At 42.5% G+C, this 15,581-nt stretch carries 13 protein-coding genes; 6 read left to right on the plus strand and 7 right to left on the minus strand.

Features of this window, described 5'->3' with window-relative positions:
* Nucleotides 1-384 precede the first annotated feature (384 nt).
* The 3 genes from hppD (at nt 385) to fahA (ending at nt 3,432) form a co-directional block, all read left to right on the plus strand.
* Nucleotides 385-1,515: a 4-hydroxyphenylpyruvate dioxygenase gene (hppD, locus tag ACM44_RS13860; RefSeq protein WP_048500656.1), complete on the plus strand. Its 1,131-nt coding sequence runs from the start codon at nt 385-387 to the stop codon at nt 1,513-1,515.
* An 81-nt stretch (nt 1,516-1,596) separates the two neighbouring features.
* The gene (locus tag ACM44_RS13865; protein WP_316932560.1) at nt 1,597-2,121 is read left to right on the plus strand and encodes a hypothetical protein; all 525 of its coding nucleotides are present in this window, start codon (nt 1,597-1,599) and stop codon (nt 2,119-2,121) included.
* A gap of 63 nt (nt 2,122-2,184) precedes the next feature.
* On the plus strand, nt 2,185-3,432 hold the full coding sequence (gene fahA / locus ACM44_RS13870) for a fumarylacetoacetase (RefSeq protein ID WP_048500667.1): 1,248 nt from the start codon (nt 2,185-2,187) through the stop codon (nt 3,430-3,432).
* A 50-nt stretch (nt 3,433-3,482) separates the two neighbouring features.
* On the opposite strand, the gene purE is transcribed toward fahA, so the two are convergent.
* The gene (gene purE, locus ACM44_RS13875; RefSeq protein WP_048500657.1) at nt 3,483-3,983 is read right to left on the minus strand and encodes a 5-(carboxyamino)imidazole ribonucleotide mutase; all 501 of its coding nucleotides are present in this window, start codon (nt 3,981-3,983) and stop codon (nt 3,483-3,485) included.
* Between the two features lie 195 nt (nt 3,984-4,178).
* Here purE and ACM44_RS13880 point away from each other — a divergent pair, with 195 nt between their 5' ends.
* Together ACM44_RS13880 and ACM44_RS13885 are read left to right on the plus strand one after the other, a co-directional pair.
* Nucleotides 4,179-5,390 carry an MFS transporter gene (locus tag ACM44_RS13880; RefSeq protein ID WP_048500658.1) on the plus strand — a complete coding sequence of 404 codons (1,212 nt, stop codon included), beginning with the start codon at nt 4,179-4,181 and terminating at the stop codon, nt 5,388-5,390.
* 1 nt (nt 5,391) lies between these two features.
* A complete protein-coding gene (locus ACM44_RS13885) occupies nt 5,392-6,291 on the plus strand; it encodes a DMT family transporter (RefSeq protein ID WP_048500659.1) in 900 nt (299 codons plus the stop codon).
* A gap of 483 nt (nt 6,292-6,774) precedes the next feature.
* Here ACM44_RS13885 and ACM44_RS13890 read toward each other — a convergent pair whose 3' ends face one another.
* The 6 genes from ACM44_RS13890 to ACM44_RS13915 form a co-directional block, all read right to left on the minus strand.
* On the minus strand, nt 6,775-7,206 hold the full coding sequence (locus ACM44_RS13890; protein WP_048500660.1) for a CBS domain-containing protein: 432 nt from the start codon (nt 7,204-7,206) through the stop codon (nt 6,775-6,777).
* A gap of 75 nt (nt 7,207-7,281) precedes the next feature.
* On the minus strand, nt 7,282-8,388 hold the full coding sequence (locus ACM44_RS13895; RefSeq protein ID WP_048500661.1) for a 5-(carboxyamino)imidazole ribonucleotide synthase: 1,107 nt from the start codon (nt 8,386-8,388) through the stop codon (nt 7,282-7,284).
* 53 nt (nt 8,389-8,441) lie between these two features.
* Entirely contained in the window at nt 8,442-8,819 is a 378-nt protein-coding gene (gene gloA2, locus ACM44_RS13900; protein ID WP_048500662.1) for an SMU1112c/YaeR family gloxylase I-like metalloprotein, read from the minus strand.
* A gap of 98 nt (nt 8,820-8,917) precedes the next feature.
* Nucleotides 8,918-9,901, minus strand: coding sequence for a chorismate-binding protein (locus ACM44_RS13905; RefSeq protein WP_048500663.1), 984 nt, complete (start codon nt 9,899-9,901; stop codon nt 8,918-8,920).
* A gap of 117 nt (nt 9,902-10,018) precedes the next feature.
* Nucleotides 10,019-10,447, minus strand: a complete 429-nt coding sequence (locus tag ACM44_RS13910; RefSeq protein WP_048500664.1) for a PaaI family thioesterase — start codon at nt 10,445-10,447, stop codon at nt 10,019-10,021.
* A 134-nt stretch (nt 10,448-10,581) separates the two neighbouring features.
* Complete coding sequence (locus ACM44_RS13915) at nt 10,582-11,154, minus strand: 1-acyl-sn-glycerol-3-phosphate acyltransferase (RefSeq protein WP_048500668.1); 573 nt, start codon at nt 11,152-11,154, stop codon at nt 10,582-10,584.
* 429 nt (nt 11,155-11,583) lie between these two features.
* Here ACM44_RS13915 and ACM44_RS13920 point away from each other — a divergent pair.
* A partial coding sequence (locus ACM44_RS13920) for an IgGFc-binding protein (RefSeq protein ID WP_048500665.1) occupies nt 11,584-15,581 on the plus strand: 3,998 nt, incomplete at its 3' end.

Here is a 15,581-nt window from a genome sequence, read left to right on the forward strand (position 1 = left end):
ATCAGAGCTACAAACTTCTCACTCCTACGGAGTGGTGATTTCCAACCATATCAGAGCTATCTCTTTTCACCCGACTAAAAACAGTTGAATGTTGTTGGTGTAAATTTTCATTTCTAAGAGCAGATCTGGCAAAAGAAAAGCTTTTTTTAAGATAGCATTCCTATGGAATGCAAACTTTCTGCAGTCAGTCTTTCTACACAGATAATGCTCCTCCGGAGTATTTCATGTTGTTTTTAGAAATAGAAACCCCGGTCAAAAACCATAATCCTCCATGAATTCATGGTGATTTTAATGCGTTTGACCTGAGCCGGCTTTAAACCAAAAACCAAATTTCCCAAAAATTTGTATCTTGGCAAAAGAAAATTTTAATCCAAAAAAAGAAAAATGTCAACACTTACTTTTGCTGAAAAAATCGCTCAGGCAGAGAATTTCCTACCGATTAACGGAACAGACTATATCGAATTTTATGTTGGAAATGCAAAGCAAGCCGCTCATTTTTACAAGACTGCATTTGGTTTCCAGTCGGTTGCTTATGCAGGTCCGGAAACCGGAGTTCGGGATCGTGCGTCTTATGTGGTGCAACAGGGAAAAATCCGTCTGGTTTTAACTTCAGGGTTAAAATCGGATTCCCCGATTTGTGAACACCAGAAAAAACATGGCGATGGGGTGAAAATTCTTGCGCTTTGGGTTGATGACGCCTATTCCGCTTTCGAGGAAACGGTGAAACGTGGAGGAAAACCCTATTTGGAACCGAAAACCATCACCGATGAATTCGGAGAAGTGCGGATGTCCGGAATTTATACCTACGGTGAAACTGTTCACATGTTCATTGAGAGAAAAAATTACAGCGGTCCATTTATGCCGGGTTACGAAAAATGGGAAAGCGACTACAATCCTTCTGATGTTGGACTTTTATATGTGGACCATTGCGTAGGAAATGTGGGTTGGGACAGAATGCTTCCTGTGGTCAAGTGGTATGAAGATGTAATGGGATTTGTGAATATTTTGAGTTTTGATGACAAACAGATCAATACCGAATATTCTGCATTGATGTCCAAAGTGATGAGCAACGGAAACGGGTACGCCAAATTCCCGATCAACGAACCTGCCGAAGGAAAGAAAAAATCCCAGGTGGAAGAATATTTGGATTTCTATGAGGAAGAAGGCGTGCAACATATCGCGGTTGCCACCAAAGATATCATCAAAACGGTTACTGAACTGAAGTCGCGTGGTGTTGAGTTTTTGTCGGCTCCACCTGAAGCCTATTACGAAATGGTTCCGGAAAGAGTGGGCCACATTGATGAGGATTTGAAGAAACTTCAAGATCTTGGGATTTTAATAGACCATGATGAGGAAGGCTATCTGCTTCAAATATTCACCAAACCGGTGGAAGACCGACCAACCCTTTTCTATGAAATCATTGAAAGACACGGCGCACAAAGTTTTGGGGCCGGAAATTTCAAGGCACTTTTCGAGGCGCTTGAAAGGGAACAGGAAAGAAGAGGAAACCTTTAGAAGTACGAAATACGAAGTACGAAGTACGAAATACGAAGTGCGAAGTGCGAAGTGCGTGGTACGAAATAAGAAGTAAGAAGTGTGAAGTTTGAAGAAGAAGGTACGAGGAAAACAGACCAATTTGTAGAAAGAAGAAAAATAGTGATAAAAAGGGAAATTTTTGCATTAATTCTATTGGTAGCCTTTATCGGAATAAAGGCTCAATATGGAACTTTGAACGCCATTCTGGACCGGCTTGAAGAAAAACGCGGCATCAATAAGAACCTTCAAAATGTAGATATCGATGATTCGAAATTTGTGCTGATCAAAGATTTCCCGGATCACACCGAAAGGAACTTCATCATCATTAAAGGAAATAAATCCACCTTTGTTGAAATGTTTGATGACAAATCCAATGGTGAAATCAGTTCAAACGTATTTTCGGGCGATGTGATCCGTTCGAAAAACAATATTATTTCCCTGAGAGCCGATCGGCTGGAAGGTGAAAAAATTCCGATTCCGATTACCAAAACTTTGCTGCTGACCCAGCAGAAAAAAATACGCTATCTGATTGATATCAATTCCAAGGAACGATGGATCGAGGAAAGTGCCTTTAACAAAAAATAATTTTTTTAATAATCAAAATCTCCGGTTTGCATGCTGAACATGGTGGAACCCGGAACCAATTTTATGAAATCATTTGTAGATTATCCCGAAAACTCCGATTTTTCAATCCATAATATTCCGTTTGGTGTAGCGGTTTTTAATAAAGAGTATATCGCGTGCTGCACCAGAATCGGCGATCTCATTGTTGATTTAGCGACCTTGTATGATTACGGCTTTTTCGATGAAATTAATGGTTTGGACGAAAACGTGTTTGAAGCATATACCCTGAACGAATTCATCGAACTGGGTAAACCGGTGACCAATGCCGTGCGGCTGAAGCTGCAGCAGATTTTAGGTGAAGATTCCAAACTGGCCAACGACGAAAAATCCATCGCCGATTGTTTCTTTGAACTGGACCAAGTCAAAATGATGATGCCGGTTCACGTTCCGAATTATACCGATTTCTACAGCAGCATCGAACATGCGACCAATGTAGGGAAAATGTTCCGCGATCCTGAAAACGCGCTGTTGCCCAACTGGCGGCATCTTCCGGTGGGCTATCACGGAAGGGCTTCATCCATCGTGATTTCCGGAACTGATATTATTCGCCCGAAAGGTCAGATGAAACCTCCGGGAGCTGATTCACCGATCTTTGGTCCCTCCAAACAGCTGGATTTCGAACTGGAAATGGCATTCATTGTGAATAAAAATACGGAAATGGGCGAAAGCATTTCCACAGCCGATGCCGAAGATGCCATTTTCGGAATGGTATTGTTCAATGACTGGTCTGCGAGAGATATCCAAAGTTGGGAATATGTTCCACTCGGCCCGTTTTTAGGTAAAAACTTTGGCAGCTCGGTTTCACCTTGGGTGGTGACTTTGGAGGCGCTGAATCCTTTCCGCACCGCATCGCCAAAGCAGGAGCCGGAAGTTTTAAACTATCTTCAGTTTGAAGGTGATAAAAATTTCGACATCAATCTGGAGGTTTCCATTCAACCGGAAAACGGTGAAGAAAACCTCATCTGCCAATCCAATTTCAAGTACATGTATTGGAACATGAACCAGCAACTGGCGCACCATACCGTGAACGGCTGCAATGTGGAAGTGGGTGACCTGTACGCATCGGGAACCATTTCCGGGCAGGATCCAAACTCATTCGGATCGATGCTCGAACTCACCTGGCGCGGACAGAACCCATTGCAACTCAGCAACGGAACTGAAAGAAAATTTATTGAAGACAACGATACCGTGATTATGCGTGGGTTCGCTGAAAAAGACGGAATCCGTGTAGGTTTCGGCGAAGTGAGCGGAAAAATCCTGCCGGCCAATTAAGGGTTTAAACCTCTAAAAAATCGCAACCTTTTCTCAAGATTGCGATTTTTTTAGTCATAATGGTTGGGATGATAGTTCTTGATTTCATCCACGGTTCCCAAGACTTTGTCTTTTAAAGAATTCTGATACACTTCCAGCTTTTGCGAAACCGATTCATCAGAAACTCCAATCATCTTCGCCGCTAAAATCCCGGCATTGGCAGCACCGTTCAAAGCTACAGTTGCTACCGGAATTCCCGACGGCATCTGCAGAATCGACAACACAGAATCCCATCCGTCAATAGAATTCGATGACAGGATCGGAACTCCAATCACCGGCATAGTGGTGCAGCTCGCCACCATTCCCGGAAGATGCGCCGCTCCTCCCGCTCCTGCAATGATGACTTTCAAACCACGGTTTTTTGCGGATTTCGCATAATCGAACATCCTTTCCGGAGTGCGGTGTGCGGAAACGACCGTCAGTTCATAAGGAATTTCCAAAGATTTCAAAAAATCTGCAGCCTGTTGCATGATTGCCAAATCACTTTGACTGCCCATAATTATTCCGACCATAGTACTAGTTTAAAGCCCATCTTGCGAAGGTTTTGTTCAAAAATTTCAAGGTTTAAAGTTAATGAAATTTTGGGGTATTGCATTTGATTTCCGGAAATCCACCGAAACTGTCGAAAATATTCCTAGTCACCATTGTCCAATCTTCCCATAAAATCTACATTTGCAAATATTTTCTGAACCTCCACCACTCCACCTATGTTTCACAAAATCCTTAAAACTTACCATACGGCTTTCAGCGGATTGAGCAGGGAAAGCTGGATGCTTTCTTTGGTGATGATGATTAACAGGATGGGAACCATGGCGGCGGTTTTCATGAGCGTTTATGTGACCAAAATTTTTGGAAGAAGCCTTGCTGATGCAGGTTTGGTGATTACGCTTTTTGGAGTGGGCGCCGTTTTGGGATCATTGTCCAGCGCATTGATGATGAAGAAAATAGGATTCCGGGCGGTACAGATTTTAATGAGTCTCAGCACCGGGATTTTGTTTATTTTCTTTGGACAGATCACCAATTTCCATTTGCTCTGCGTATTTGCCGTCCTCATTGGATTGGTAAGCGAAGCATTTCGTCCGGCAAACTTCACGGCGATCGCTTATTATTCAAAACCCGAAATGATTACCAAATCCTACTCGCTGAACCGTTTTGCGGTTAATCTCGGGATGGGATTGGGCACTGCGCTGGGCGGAATTTTGGCGGCAATCGATTATCATCTTTTATTTTTGGTGGAAGGTGTTACCAATATCACGGTGGGAATTTTGATTCTGTTCCTGCTGCCGACCATCAATTTTCATAAAAAGGGCGTCATGGAAAAACTCGCCCAAAAAGCAAAATCACCATGGAAAGACACTGTTTACATGAAATTTTTGTTTTTGATACTGATCTATATTTCCTGTTTTCTGGTCGTTTTCAAACTGGTCCCCGTGTTCTGGAAAGACATTCAGCATATTGACGAATCTTTGGCAGGAAGTATTTTGGGATTAAACGGAATCATCATCGCAGTCTTTGAAATGGTTTTGGTGCAGCATCTGCAAACCAGGAAAAAGGAAATTATCTACATCTATGCGGGAATTTTTCTGGCCGCGATTGGATTTGCGTTGTTTCTTTTTCCGCTGGTCTCCGTAGTCGTTTCTGCGGTGGTTGCCATTATTTTCATTACTTTGAGCGAAATGCTTGCATTGCCTTTCATCAACACTTTTGTGGTATTGAGAGCCGGTGAGGAAAGCCGCGCAAGTTATGCTTCTGCCTACACGTTCACCTGGTCGCTTTCGGGAATTATTGCTCCTGCAGGAGGCGCTTTTGTGGCAGATCATTTTGGGTACCATATCTTGTGGATTGTCCTGATTTTGCTTTGCATCATTTCGGCGATTGGAATCAAAACCCTTTCAAACCGACAAAAATTAGATTTCTAAAATGTTTAAAGATTTGAAGCTCACTTTCGCCATACTCACCGTTGCCGTGGTTTGGGGAACCACATTCCTGGGAATACGGATCGCGGTGGAGAGCGTTCCGCCTTGGTTTGTTGCTGGAATTCGTCAGTTGGTGGCAGCGGTTTTATTGATCGTGATTCTACTTTACCATAAAGAATTAATATGGATCGGCTGGAAAAATTTCAAAATCCAGATTCTTTTTTCAATATTGATGCTCATTGTTGCCAATGGCATGACCACCGTCGCCGAGGAACATATCAGCAGCAGTTTGGCATCGCTGATTACGGCTTCATCACCGATCCTGATTTTTATCGGAAGTATTTTTATCGGTCTCGAAAAATTTACTTTCCGTTCGCTTTTGGGAATTATTTTAGGATTCGGCGGCATCATTTTGATCTTCAAAGACGGGCTTCATGATTTGGCAAATCCTGATTATCTGTGGGGATTGGTCGCTATTTTCATCGGCGTTGTCGGGTGGTCTTTGGGTTCCATCTTCACCAAAAAGCTGCACCTTCAAAATCAAAATATCTCCCTGAATTTATTTTACCAGTTCTTGGTTGCCGCAGTGGTCCAGATCATCTTCGGCTTCTTATTTTCTAAAGAGATTGCAGTTTCCAGCTGGTCTTTAAAAAGTATTGCAGCGATTGTTTATCTGGGGATTTTCGGTTCTGTTGCCGCCTATTATGCATTCCATTATGCATTAAAGAAAGTGTCTCCCACTCAAATTTCGTTGCTTTCTTATGTAAATACTATCATCGCTATTTTTCTGGGCTGGCTGATTCTCCATGAAAAAATTTCCGCAGAATTTCTGGCTTCTACGGTGCTGATTATTTTGGGCGTTTTTATCACGAACTATAAAAAAGAAATGTTTAAGAAGGGGTGAACATTGGTGAGTTGATTCTTTGGAAGGAGAATATTGAGCGTTTTATCATTCGTCAAAATCATTTTTTTTTGCTCGAAAAGTGGCCCTTTTTTCTGGGTTTATTGCACCTATTCATTCCTATTCCTAGAATACTGCGGTATTCCTCCCGAAATCTGATTTACGGTCATTAGGAATTATAGACCTTCTCTAAGTCGAGTTTCTTTCTATTACGCAAAGATTTTTTATGGACACCTCCCATTTTTAAGGGAGCAAAGATTTTTTCCGCCGCGGCGGATTGATGTAGCGTACGCTTGATCAGCCTTCAGCGGATTCTTTGCTCCCTTACTCTTAAATATCGCAAACATCAACTTTGCGTTTTGTTTAGCGGAAGTACAGGATCATGATCCTCATCGATTTATTTTTTGTAAAAACCAGATTTGAATTTTCAGGACACCTTCACTTTGGGCTCTAATTCCCTCCAACCCTCAAACACTGCAACTTCATCTAGCCTTGAATATAATTCTGTAAATACTTCACCAAATCCTTCTGCTGATGGACTTGCTCTCGAATCAGATCTTTGATGGAAATCACACCGAGCATTTTACCTTCATCGGAAACCGGAAGGTACTGCACATTGCAATCCGCCATGGTCTTCATGCAGAACTCAAGGGAATCCAGCATTTTGAGTTGCGGTAAATCGGTGGTCATCACGTCTTTCACTTTTGTGTCATGGGAATGACGGTTTTTCAGGATGACGTTTCGGGAATAATTTCTCTCGGTAAAAATCCCGAGGTAACCCGTGGAATCCTGCACCACGATGGAGCCTACATTTTTATCGGCCATCATTTGAAGTGCTTCTAAAACAGTTTGTTCGGGCTCAATCGTGAGGTGATTGAAACCTCCTTTTCGGGCGAAAATTGTGGCAACGTTACTCATGGCAAAAATATTTGTTGGTTAAAGTTACTACAAATTTTCAAATGAAAAAATAGCGGAACTGATGAGCAATAAAACTCAGGAAACCACCTTCACCAAAGATTTGATGTGGATGAGCTTCTCCAAAAGCGCTTCCCGGGAATCCGCCAAAACATTGATGTGTCCCATTTTGCGTCCAGGTTTGGTCTCGGTTTTTCCGTAAAGGTGGACATAGGTTTTAGGGAGTTTTAAGACTTCTTCCAAACCTTCATACTTCACCTTGCCGCGAAAATTTTCTTCGCCCACCAGATTCAACATTCCGGAGAAACCCGTTGCTTCGGTATCTGCAAGCGGAAGATTTTTCAGCACCCGGTAAAATTGTTCGAATTGAGAATTGGCGTTTCCGTCCTGGGTTTGGTGTCCTGAATTGTGGAGTCGCGGCGCAGTTTCGTTGACCCAAACTTTGCCGGCTTTGTCCAAAAATAACTCTATGGCGAAAAGTCCGGGAGAATCGGCTGCTTTGATGAACTGATCAGCAATTTTGTTGATTTGATCTTGAACGTCCTCCGAAATATGTGCGGGACAAATATTGAAATCCAGCAGATTCAGTTTCGGATCTGCCACCATTTCAGTGACCGGAAAGGTTTTGGTTTCTCCGTTTTCATTTTTTGCCACGATGATGGAAAGTTCTTTGTCGATATCCACCAAACTTTCCAAAACAGACGGTACATTCCACAAATTTTCTAAATCCTGTTCGTTGTTGATGATTTGCACACCTTTTCCGTCATAACCGCCTGTATTCATTTTCTGAACGAAAGGCAAAGGAAAACTGCACTCCGACTTGTTTTGAATGATTTGAAAATCCGGACTCGGAATCTGATGTTTTTCGTAAAATTTCTTCTGCAATATTTTTTGTTGGATGGTTTCAATAATTTCCGGATTTGGGATCACCTTGATGCCACTTTCCTGCAGCTCGAAAAGCGCATCCACATTCACATGTTCAATCTCTATGGACAAAACATCCTTTCCTTTTCCGAAATCGAACACATTTTCATAATTATTGAAATTTCCTTGCGTGAAATTGGAGATTCCGGAACATGGTGCATCTTCCGCCGGATCTATCGTGAACCATTCGTCATCATATTTCAGTGCATTCTGAATAAGCATTCTTCCGAGCTGACCGCCGCCGAGGATTCCGATTTTCATGTATTTTTGTTTTGATTATGTTATTTTGTAGCGTTCACGACCTGTCCTTAAAGCTATTGTTCATAAAATTCCAATGGCAAATCATCCGGATCATTGGTAAAGAAAAATTTCTTCCCGGTGAATTCATCTGTTCGGATTTCTTCACAGTGCAAACCTTTTCGCATGAATTCGCTTCTCTTTTCTTCGACATTTTCCACGGAAAAAGCCAAATGTCTCAAACCGCAACTTTCAGGTCTGGATGGTCTTTTCGGAGGATTGGGAAATGAAAAAAGTTCAACCACATACTGTTCCCCAATTCCCAAATCCAGTTTCCAGGAATCTCTTTCCTTCCGGTACACTTCGTGAAGAACTTTTAGGCCTAAAATTTCGGTGTAAAATTTCTTCGACAGTTCGTAATTGGAACAAATTATGGCGATATGGTGAATCTTCATTTTCTTCGATTAAGAAAGCATAATTAAGAACTAAAAAAGGTTTTCAGAACGTGATCCAAATTCAGAAACCGAATTGGCCCCAAAATTTGAAACGGCAATCACTCCCCTGGCTTTACTAAACTCAGATTTTTTAGGATTGCTTCCGATTTCAGTTCGGTTTCGCGCCATTCTTTTTCTGTGGAGCTTTCTGCGGTGATTCCGCCACCCACATAAATGAGGGCTGCATTTGAAAAAAACTCGGCGCAGCGCAAATTTACGAAATATTGAACGCTTTCCGAAGTCTCCACCTTGATATATCCTGCATAGAAATTCCTCGGATGCTGCTCGAAAGTTTCAATCGCCGTTTTGCAGAAATCCTTCGGAATCCCGCAAACAGCAGGAGTTGGATGAAGTTCGGAGATGATTTCGTCAAGATTTTCGGGCTTTATTTTCGCTTTAAAATCTGTCCGCAGATGCTTGATGTTTCCGGAAAAATGGTCATAAGTTGCTGATTGTTCCACATTTTCGGAATATTTCTCTAACGTATTTCTAATGAAATCGGTGACCGGTTTTTGTTCTTCGATTTCTTTGGCGGACCAGCTTTCTTCATTGGGGAGCGTACCCGCCAAACTCATGGTTTCGAATTCGGAAGTGGATGGATGGAATTTACCTAAAAGCTCAGAGAATGCGCCCATCCAGCATTTTCCGTCCTTAACAAAAAAATACACGAAAGCGTTTGGATAGGATTTGCACAGATTAAGGAAGGTTTCGGAAAGGTTTATTTCTTCAGGTTCAAAACTCAGCACTTTCCTTCTTGAAATCACCAGTTTCGGAAGATGATTTTCTTGGATGAACCGGATGACCTGATCCAATTTCTTTTGATAATCAGAGTAAGTTTCTTCCTCAAAATGCAAAAGTTCTGTTTTCAGAAAATCTGAAAAAACGGGTTGATCCCTGAAATCTTTCATTGAAATTTCCTCCGGTTTCCCATAGAAATCAATGGTTTCCCCTTCATCAAAAGAAACGAAGGAAACCGATTGCTGACCGGAATTTTCATTCACGGTAAAAATCGAATCTGAAAATGGCAACCGGTAATAAATCATTTGACTTTATACTTGTAATTTTTAAGATAGCATTCCTGCGGAGTAATTACATTCTGGCTTTTTTCAAAGTTGAAGAAATGCAGACATTATGTCTCAATCTCAAATCCTCTAACTACCCTATTTCATTCTTGGAATGATATTGTTGGTCATCGTGGTATGGTTGATCAGGTTTCCTTTTTCGTCACGGATTTCAATTTCGGAAACGTGCATGGTATTGCCTTTCCGGATAAAGCGGGCGGTTCCGGTCAAAGTTCCTTCCCTTTTACTCCGAAGATGATTGGAATTAATGTTGGTTCCCACCGGCACTACTTTTTCAGTGTCCACATGCAAAACCGAAAGGCACGAACCCAGTGTTTCCGCCAAAACGCAGCTTGCTCCGCCGTGGAGAATTCCATAAGGTTGGTGGACTTTTGAAGTTACGGGCATGGTTGCGGTGAGGGAATCTTCGGTAACATCAGTGAAAATAATGTCGAGAAATTTCGCCATATTTTCCTGACCCCAATTGTTGAGATGATTTAAGATCTGTTCTTTATTGTTAAAATCCATTGGTTTTATATAATTTGTGGACAAGCTGCCACTTTTCCTTACGCGATCGGGTTGGTTCGCTGGTCACTTCAATCCGTGTGCGAAATAAGCGAAACGCGTTTCATTATAAATTGTTAATTATTAAATCTTAATGATCAATAAATCGAAGGATTCCAGTTTTCAGGAATTTTCGGGTGAACATCGAATTTCACGTAATAATCTTGGATTTCCTTCATCAATTCCTCATAAGATTCGGATGCGATTTTTTCATAAGGAATGATGTAGCCGAGATTGATGGTTTTTCGTTTGAAATCTCCGGCTGCAAGCACAATGGGCACTTTGGCGGCTAAAGCCATGTGGTAGAATCCCTTTCTCCATTTGGGAACCCAGCTTCTGGTACCTTCCGGCGTGATGACCAGGCTAAAATCTTCTTTTTCGAATTGCTTTGCAACGAAATTCACGAGGTCATTTTTCTGGGAGCGGTCAATCCCGATTCCGCCGATTGCCTTCACAATTCCGCCATACCAAGCTTTGGTATGGGCATCTTTAATGATGACTTTCAAGGGTTTACCCAGTGACCAATAAGCGAGGTTCCCCAAAAGGTATTCGCTGTTGTGAGTATGCGGCGCGACAACCAGGATACACCGGTTCAGATTATCTACATCGCCCTGTAGAACTACTTTCCATCCGATAATTTTCAGGATGAGTTTTGCAAGTATTTTTTTCATAGTCCATAAAAAAGGCATAACCAAACCGAATTGATTATACCCTACAAATATATTGAATTAATATTCTAACTAAAAGAGACTGCAAACGAAATCAATGATTTTTACAGCGATTTCTATGACAAACTGTACCATGATTCTAAATTTTAAGACCAGTAATAGATCTGATTAAATAACATGACGAAATTATGGCTTTCAAAAATTGTAACCGAATTTTGAATGTTAAAATTTCTTTAAATTTTTCCAAAATTGGGTTTTAAGGTCATCCAGACTTTCCAATGCTGAAAGAAAACCAGTACCAGCAGCGCAAAAAATGGCAAATCATGATCCAGTCGTAGCTTGGACAAAAAATCGCTACCTGTCAATAAATTGTTAATATTCTTTATGATTTATCAATAAAATATTACATTTGTGAAGAATATTTCCATCAGAATGAAAAAACTACTACTCCTTTTATTTTCGCTGTTTTACTTTTTCTCCAACGCACAGCTTGACCGCGAGCACTGGTTTGCGCCGATGGTGGATCGAGTGGGTAATAGCTCGCAAAACCAATCCATTTACATGTCGACCAGTGAAACTACTCCATTCAAGGTGGATGTTTACTTCAATAATGCGGTCATAGCAAGTTATATGATCAGTAAAAACAACCCTGGAAGACACATCATTTCTAATACACAAAGAAGTCAAATCATTACTACCAGTCAGGCGAGTCTCTTCAAACCGGTGGCGATGGGCTATTATTTAAACGGCGACAAGCCATTTTTCGCGAGTTTGAGATTTTCCGTCAACAATCACGGCGAAATCCAAACGTCAAAAGGGACTGCAGGAAAAGGCACAGAATTCAGGGCAGTAATGGCTCCTATAACGGTCAGCAACAGCATCCTAAATTTCATGACGAGCGTAATGGCAACGGAGGACAATACTTCTGTTACGGTGACAGGTTTTCAGCCCAACGTTGTTTTTTCGGATAATGTGCCGAGAACCCAAATCACTTTTACATTAAACAAGGGGCAATCCTATATTATCGACGGCTTTGGATCATACAGCCAAAATTTCCAGGGATTTGTGGGAGCCAAAATTATAGCATCCAAACCGGTGGTTATCGCCAACGGAAATTTTAACGGGCAATATGCCGGAAACTACAGCTCCTCTTCTGACATTTTGATGGATCAGGGCGTGCCTGTAGATCGTTTGGGAACCGACTTTATACTCATGAAAGGGAACGGAAATGTTTACAACAATATGGAAAAGGCAATGGTGGTGGCACATGAAGATGGAACACAGGTTTTCGTCAACGGAAATCCCATAGCTGTTGCCAACTTGAATGCCGGTCAATTTTATTTAACGGACAACACAGCGTACATCCAACAAGGTGGGACTCATTATAATATGTATGTCCGCACCAGCAAAAACGCCTATGTGTATCAGCTGTTGGCGGGCGACGGAGGATCTTCTGAAGTTGCTACCGGCGGATTTAACTATATTCCGCCATTAAGTTGCTATCTCCCGAAAAAGATTGATGAAATTGGGAAAATCGACGAGAATTACTTTGTTTCAAACGGTAATCCAGGTGGACTTCTAAATGTTCCCACAAAATTGAATGTCATCACTGAAAAAGGAGCCATCATTGATATTAAGCGAAATGGCGTTTCACTCCCCATTACTGCTTCAAATGGCCCGTATAATGTATCCGGAAATAACAATTGGGTGACGTACTCGTTTCCAGGCATATCTGGTAATGTTGCTATTTTTTCAAGCCGTGCAGTCACTGCAGGGATCTCAGCAGGTAATGATGCAGTTGGTTATGGCGGTTATTTCGCAGGGTTTTCTTTTATTCCGGCCATTATCAAAACCGATGGGAATTGCCTACCAGGAGTAACACTTTCGGTAACTGAAGGCTTCAGCTCTTACCTTTGGCTCATCAAAAATCCTGACGGCACCTATAGCCCCGCTCCAGGAATAAACAACACCTTTAATTACAGCCCAACACAGGCGGGAATATATGCGGTGAAAATTCAAGAAGGTTCTTGTCCGGAAATACAAACCGCAGATTTCAAATTCTACAATTGTACCACCTATACTGATTATGAATATGACATTTGCGACACCACGACGATCAACCCTGCGTTTGCATTAAGTACCCAAGCTTTAATTCCGGCTTCGGTAAAGATTGAAACGCCTCCTACGAAGGGAACCGCCACCGTAAATACCACGACTGGAGTAATTACCTACGTTGCAAATGTGAACGCAACCGGAACAGACACTTTCAAATATTCCTTTAAAGGAAACGGTTCTATTCCGGATACAGAAACAGCGCAAGCAACCATTCACCTGAACCAAATCGAGCATTACGACCAGGTTCTCAACGCATGTTCAGCCACCGGAACTGCAGTTTTCAACTTGACGTCGGCCGCAGTAACTCCGGATACTTCCGCAACAAAAGCTTATTTCACAGACGCGGCGTTAACCAACCCGATTCCGACTGCACAATGGGCAAATTACACTTCTGCACCCGGATTTGTGTATGTGAAACTGACCAATGCATTCGGCTGTGCGACCAGTGCCAAAATCGAACTGAAGATTACTGCACCACCGGTGGTGACCCCTACATTGTACACCAAAATCCATTGCGATGAAGACATTGATGGAATTATCGATGGAGTGTACAAAGTGGACTTAAGCACAATTACGCCAGTTATCGTGCAAAATGCTACTGCATTCACCGTTTTGTATTATACCTCGCTCGCTTTTGCAAATGCTGGCGGAACCAATAACATCACTGGAGTCCACAGCTTTTCCGCCACGAATAATTCGGTTTGGATTCGAGTAGTTTCACCGAGTGTTTGTGGACCGGTGGTCATGCAGGTCACGTTAAATATCGGACCAAAAGTAAGTATTACCAATCCTGTGAATGAAGGCGTGTGCGACGTTGGTTTGGATAATACCGAAAATATTAACCTCAATAACTATATCACTGGATTCACCCCAGATACTTCAGTCACCGTAAAATTCTTCGCTAGTCTAGCAGATGCTCAAAACAATTCCGCGGTAATTTCTGCTGCACAAACCATTACCGGAAATACTACTTTTTACTACCGGTTTTCCAAGGCAGGATTCTGTGACGAGATCGGCGTGCTGAATATTTCATTCAAATCGGGCACACCTTCGCCAATGCTTCCGCCCACTGTTACAGTATGTCAGGGAGGAACAACCGTTCTAAATATAGGACCGGGATATACTGGAATTCTATGGAGTACCGGTGCCACTACGCAAACCATTACTGCTGGTGTCGGAACCTATACCGTGACCTTTACTAATTCGGAAGGATGTACCCATCAACAGACAGTGACCGTCACCGAATCCCCAAAACCGGTTTGGAATCTGGCCGCTTTTAACGGTGCTAATTGCGACGATAATTTCGATGGAATTATTCCGGTGAATCTGAATTTGATCACGCCGCAAATCATTACCAACGCGTCCTTGTTCACGGTTCGATATTATTTAAATGCTACAGATGCCGCTGCAGGAAACAACAACTTTATCCCAAATCCCGCCACTTGGAGCTACACCGCCAATACCACGGTTTGGGTGAGGACGGATTCCGCGTATTGTCCGGGAGAATGGCAGCCGCTGAATTTTACTTTCGGAACGGATCTGCCTCTCATCACAAACGCCGATTCAGTGACGGTTTGTGATAATGACCTGAACAATACCGAAAACATCAACCTCGGAAACTATAGAAATCTCTTTACCGCGGATGCCGCAGCTACGGTGAGGTATTTCTCCACGTTGGCTAATGCGCAGGCAAACACACCGAATATCCCGGCCGCACAAACCATCACGGGAAATACCACTTTCTATTATAGATTTAAGAAAGCCGGGTTCTGTGATGTGATCGGGAAACTGGATGTCGTCTTCAAACAATCCACCCCGACTGCCTTGCTTAATGCATACACCATTTGCCAGGGAAGCTCCATCACGCTGAATGCGGAAACTATCTACACCGCATGGTTATGGAAAAAGGGAACCACCGTGATTTCCACGACAAACACCGCAACCTTAACCGGAGGCGTTTATACCATCGCATTCACCAATGCTTCGGGATGTGTATTCACGAAAACCATCACAGTCACCGAATCCCCGAAACCGGTTTGGAATCTGGCCGCTTTTAACGGTGTTAATTGCGACGATAATTTCGATGGAATTATTCCGGTGAATCTGAATTTGATCACGCCGCAAATCATTACCAACGCGTCCTTATTCACGGTTCGATATTATTTAAATGCTACAGATGCCGCTGCAGGAAACAACAACTTTATCCCAAATCCCGCCACTTGGAGCTACACCGCCAATACCACGGTTTGGGTGAGGACGGATTCCGCGTATTGTCCGGGAGAATGGCAGCCGCTGAATTTTACTTTCGGAACGGA

The organism is Chryseobacterium koreense CCUG 49689, assembly GCF_001045435.1.
GTDB classification, from domain to species: Bacteria; Bacteroidota; Bacteroidia; order Flavobacteriales; family Weeksellaceae; genus Kaistella; species Kaistella koreensis.

Bases quoted from the DNA above. Each gene is read 5' to 3' on its own strand.
- ACM44_RS13905 (WP_048500663.1), bottom strand. From the start codon at position 9,901: ATGATTTATTACCGGTTGCCATTTTCAGATTCGATTTTTACCGTGAAT.
- gloA2 (WP_048500662.1), bottom strand. From the start codon at position 8,819: ATGAAGATTCACCATATCGCCATAATTTGTTCCAATTACGAACTGTCG.
- fahA (WP_048500667.1), top strand. From the start codon at position 2,185: ATGAAATCATTTGTAGATTATCCCGAAAACTCCGATTTTTCAATCCAT.
- ACM44_RS13880 (WP_048500658.1), top strand. From the start codon at position 4,179: ATGTTTCACAAAATCCTTAAAACTTACCATACGGCTTTCAGCGGATTG.
- hppD (WP_048500656.1), top strand. From the start codon at position 385: ATGTCAACACTTACTTTTGCTGAAAAAATCGCTCAGGCAGAGAATTTC.
- ACM44_RS13890 (WP_048500660.1), bottom strand. From the start codon at position 7,206: ATGAGTAACGTTGCCACAATTTTCGCCCGAAAAGGAGGTTTCAATCAC.
- ACM44_RS13915 (WP_048500668.1), bottom strand. From the start codon at position 11,154: ATGAAAAAAATACTTGCAAAACTCATCCTGAAAATTATCGGATGGAAA.
- ACM44_RS13885 (WP_048500659.1), top strand. From the start codon at position 5,392: ATGTTTAAAGATTTGAAGCTCACTTTCGCCATACTCACCGTTGCCGTG.
- ACM44_RS13910 (WP_048500664.1), bottom strand. From the start codon at position 10,447: ATGGATTTTAACAATAAAGAACAGATCTTAAATCATCTCAACAATTGG.
- purE (WP_048500657.1), bottom strand. From the start codon at position 3,983: ATGGTCGGAATAATTATGGGCAGTCAAAGTGATTTGGCAATCATGCAA.
- ACM44_RS13895 (WP_048500661.1), bottom strand. From the start codon at position 8,388: ATGAAAATCGGAATCCTCGGCGGCGGTCAGCTCGGAAGAATGCTTATT.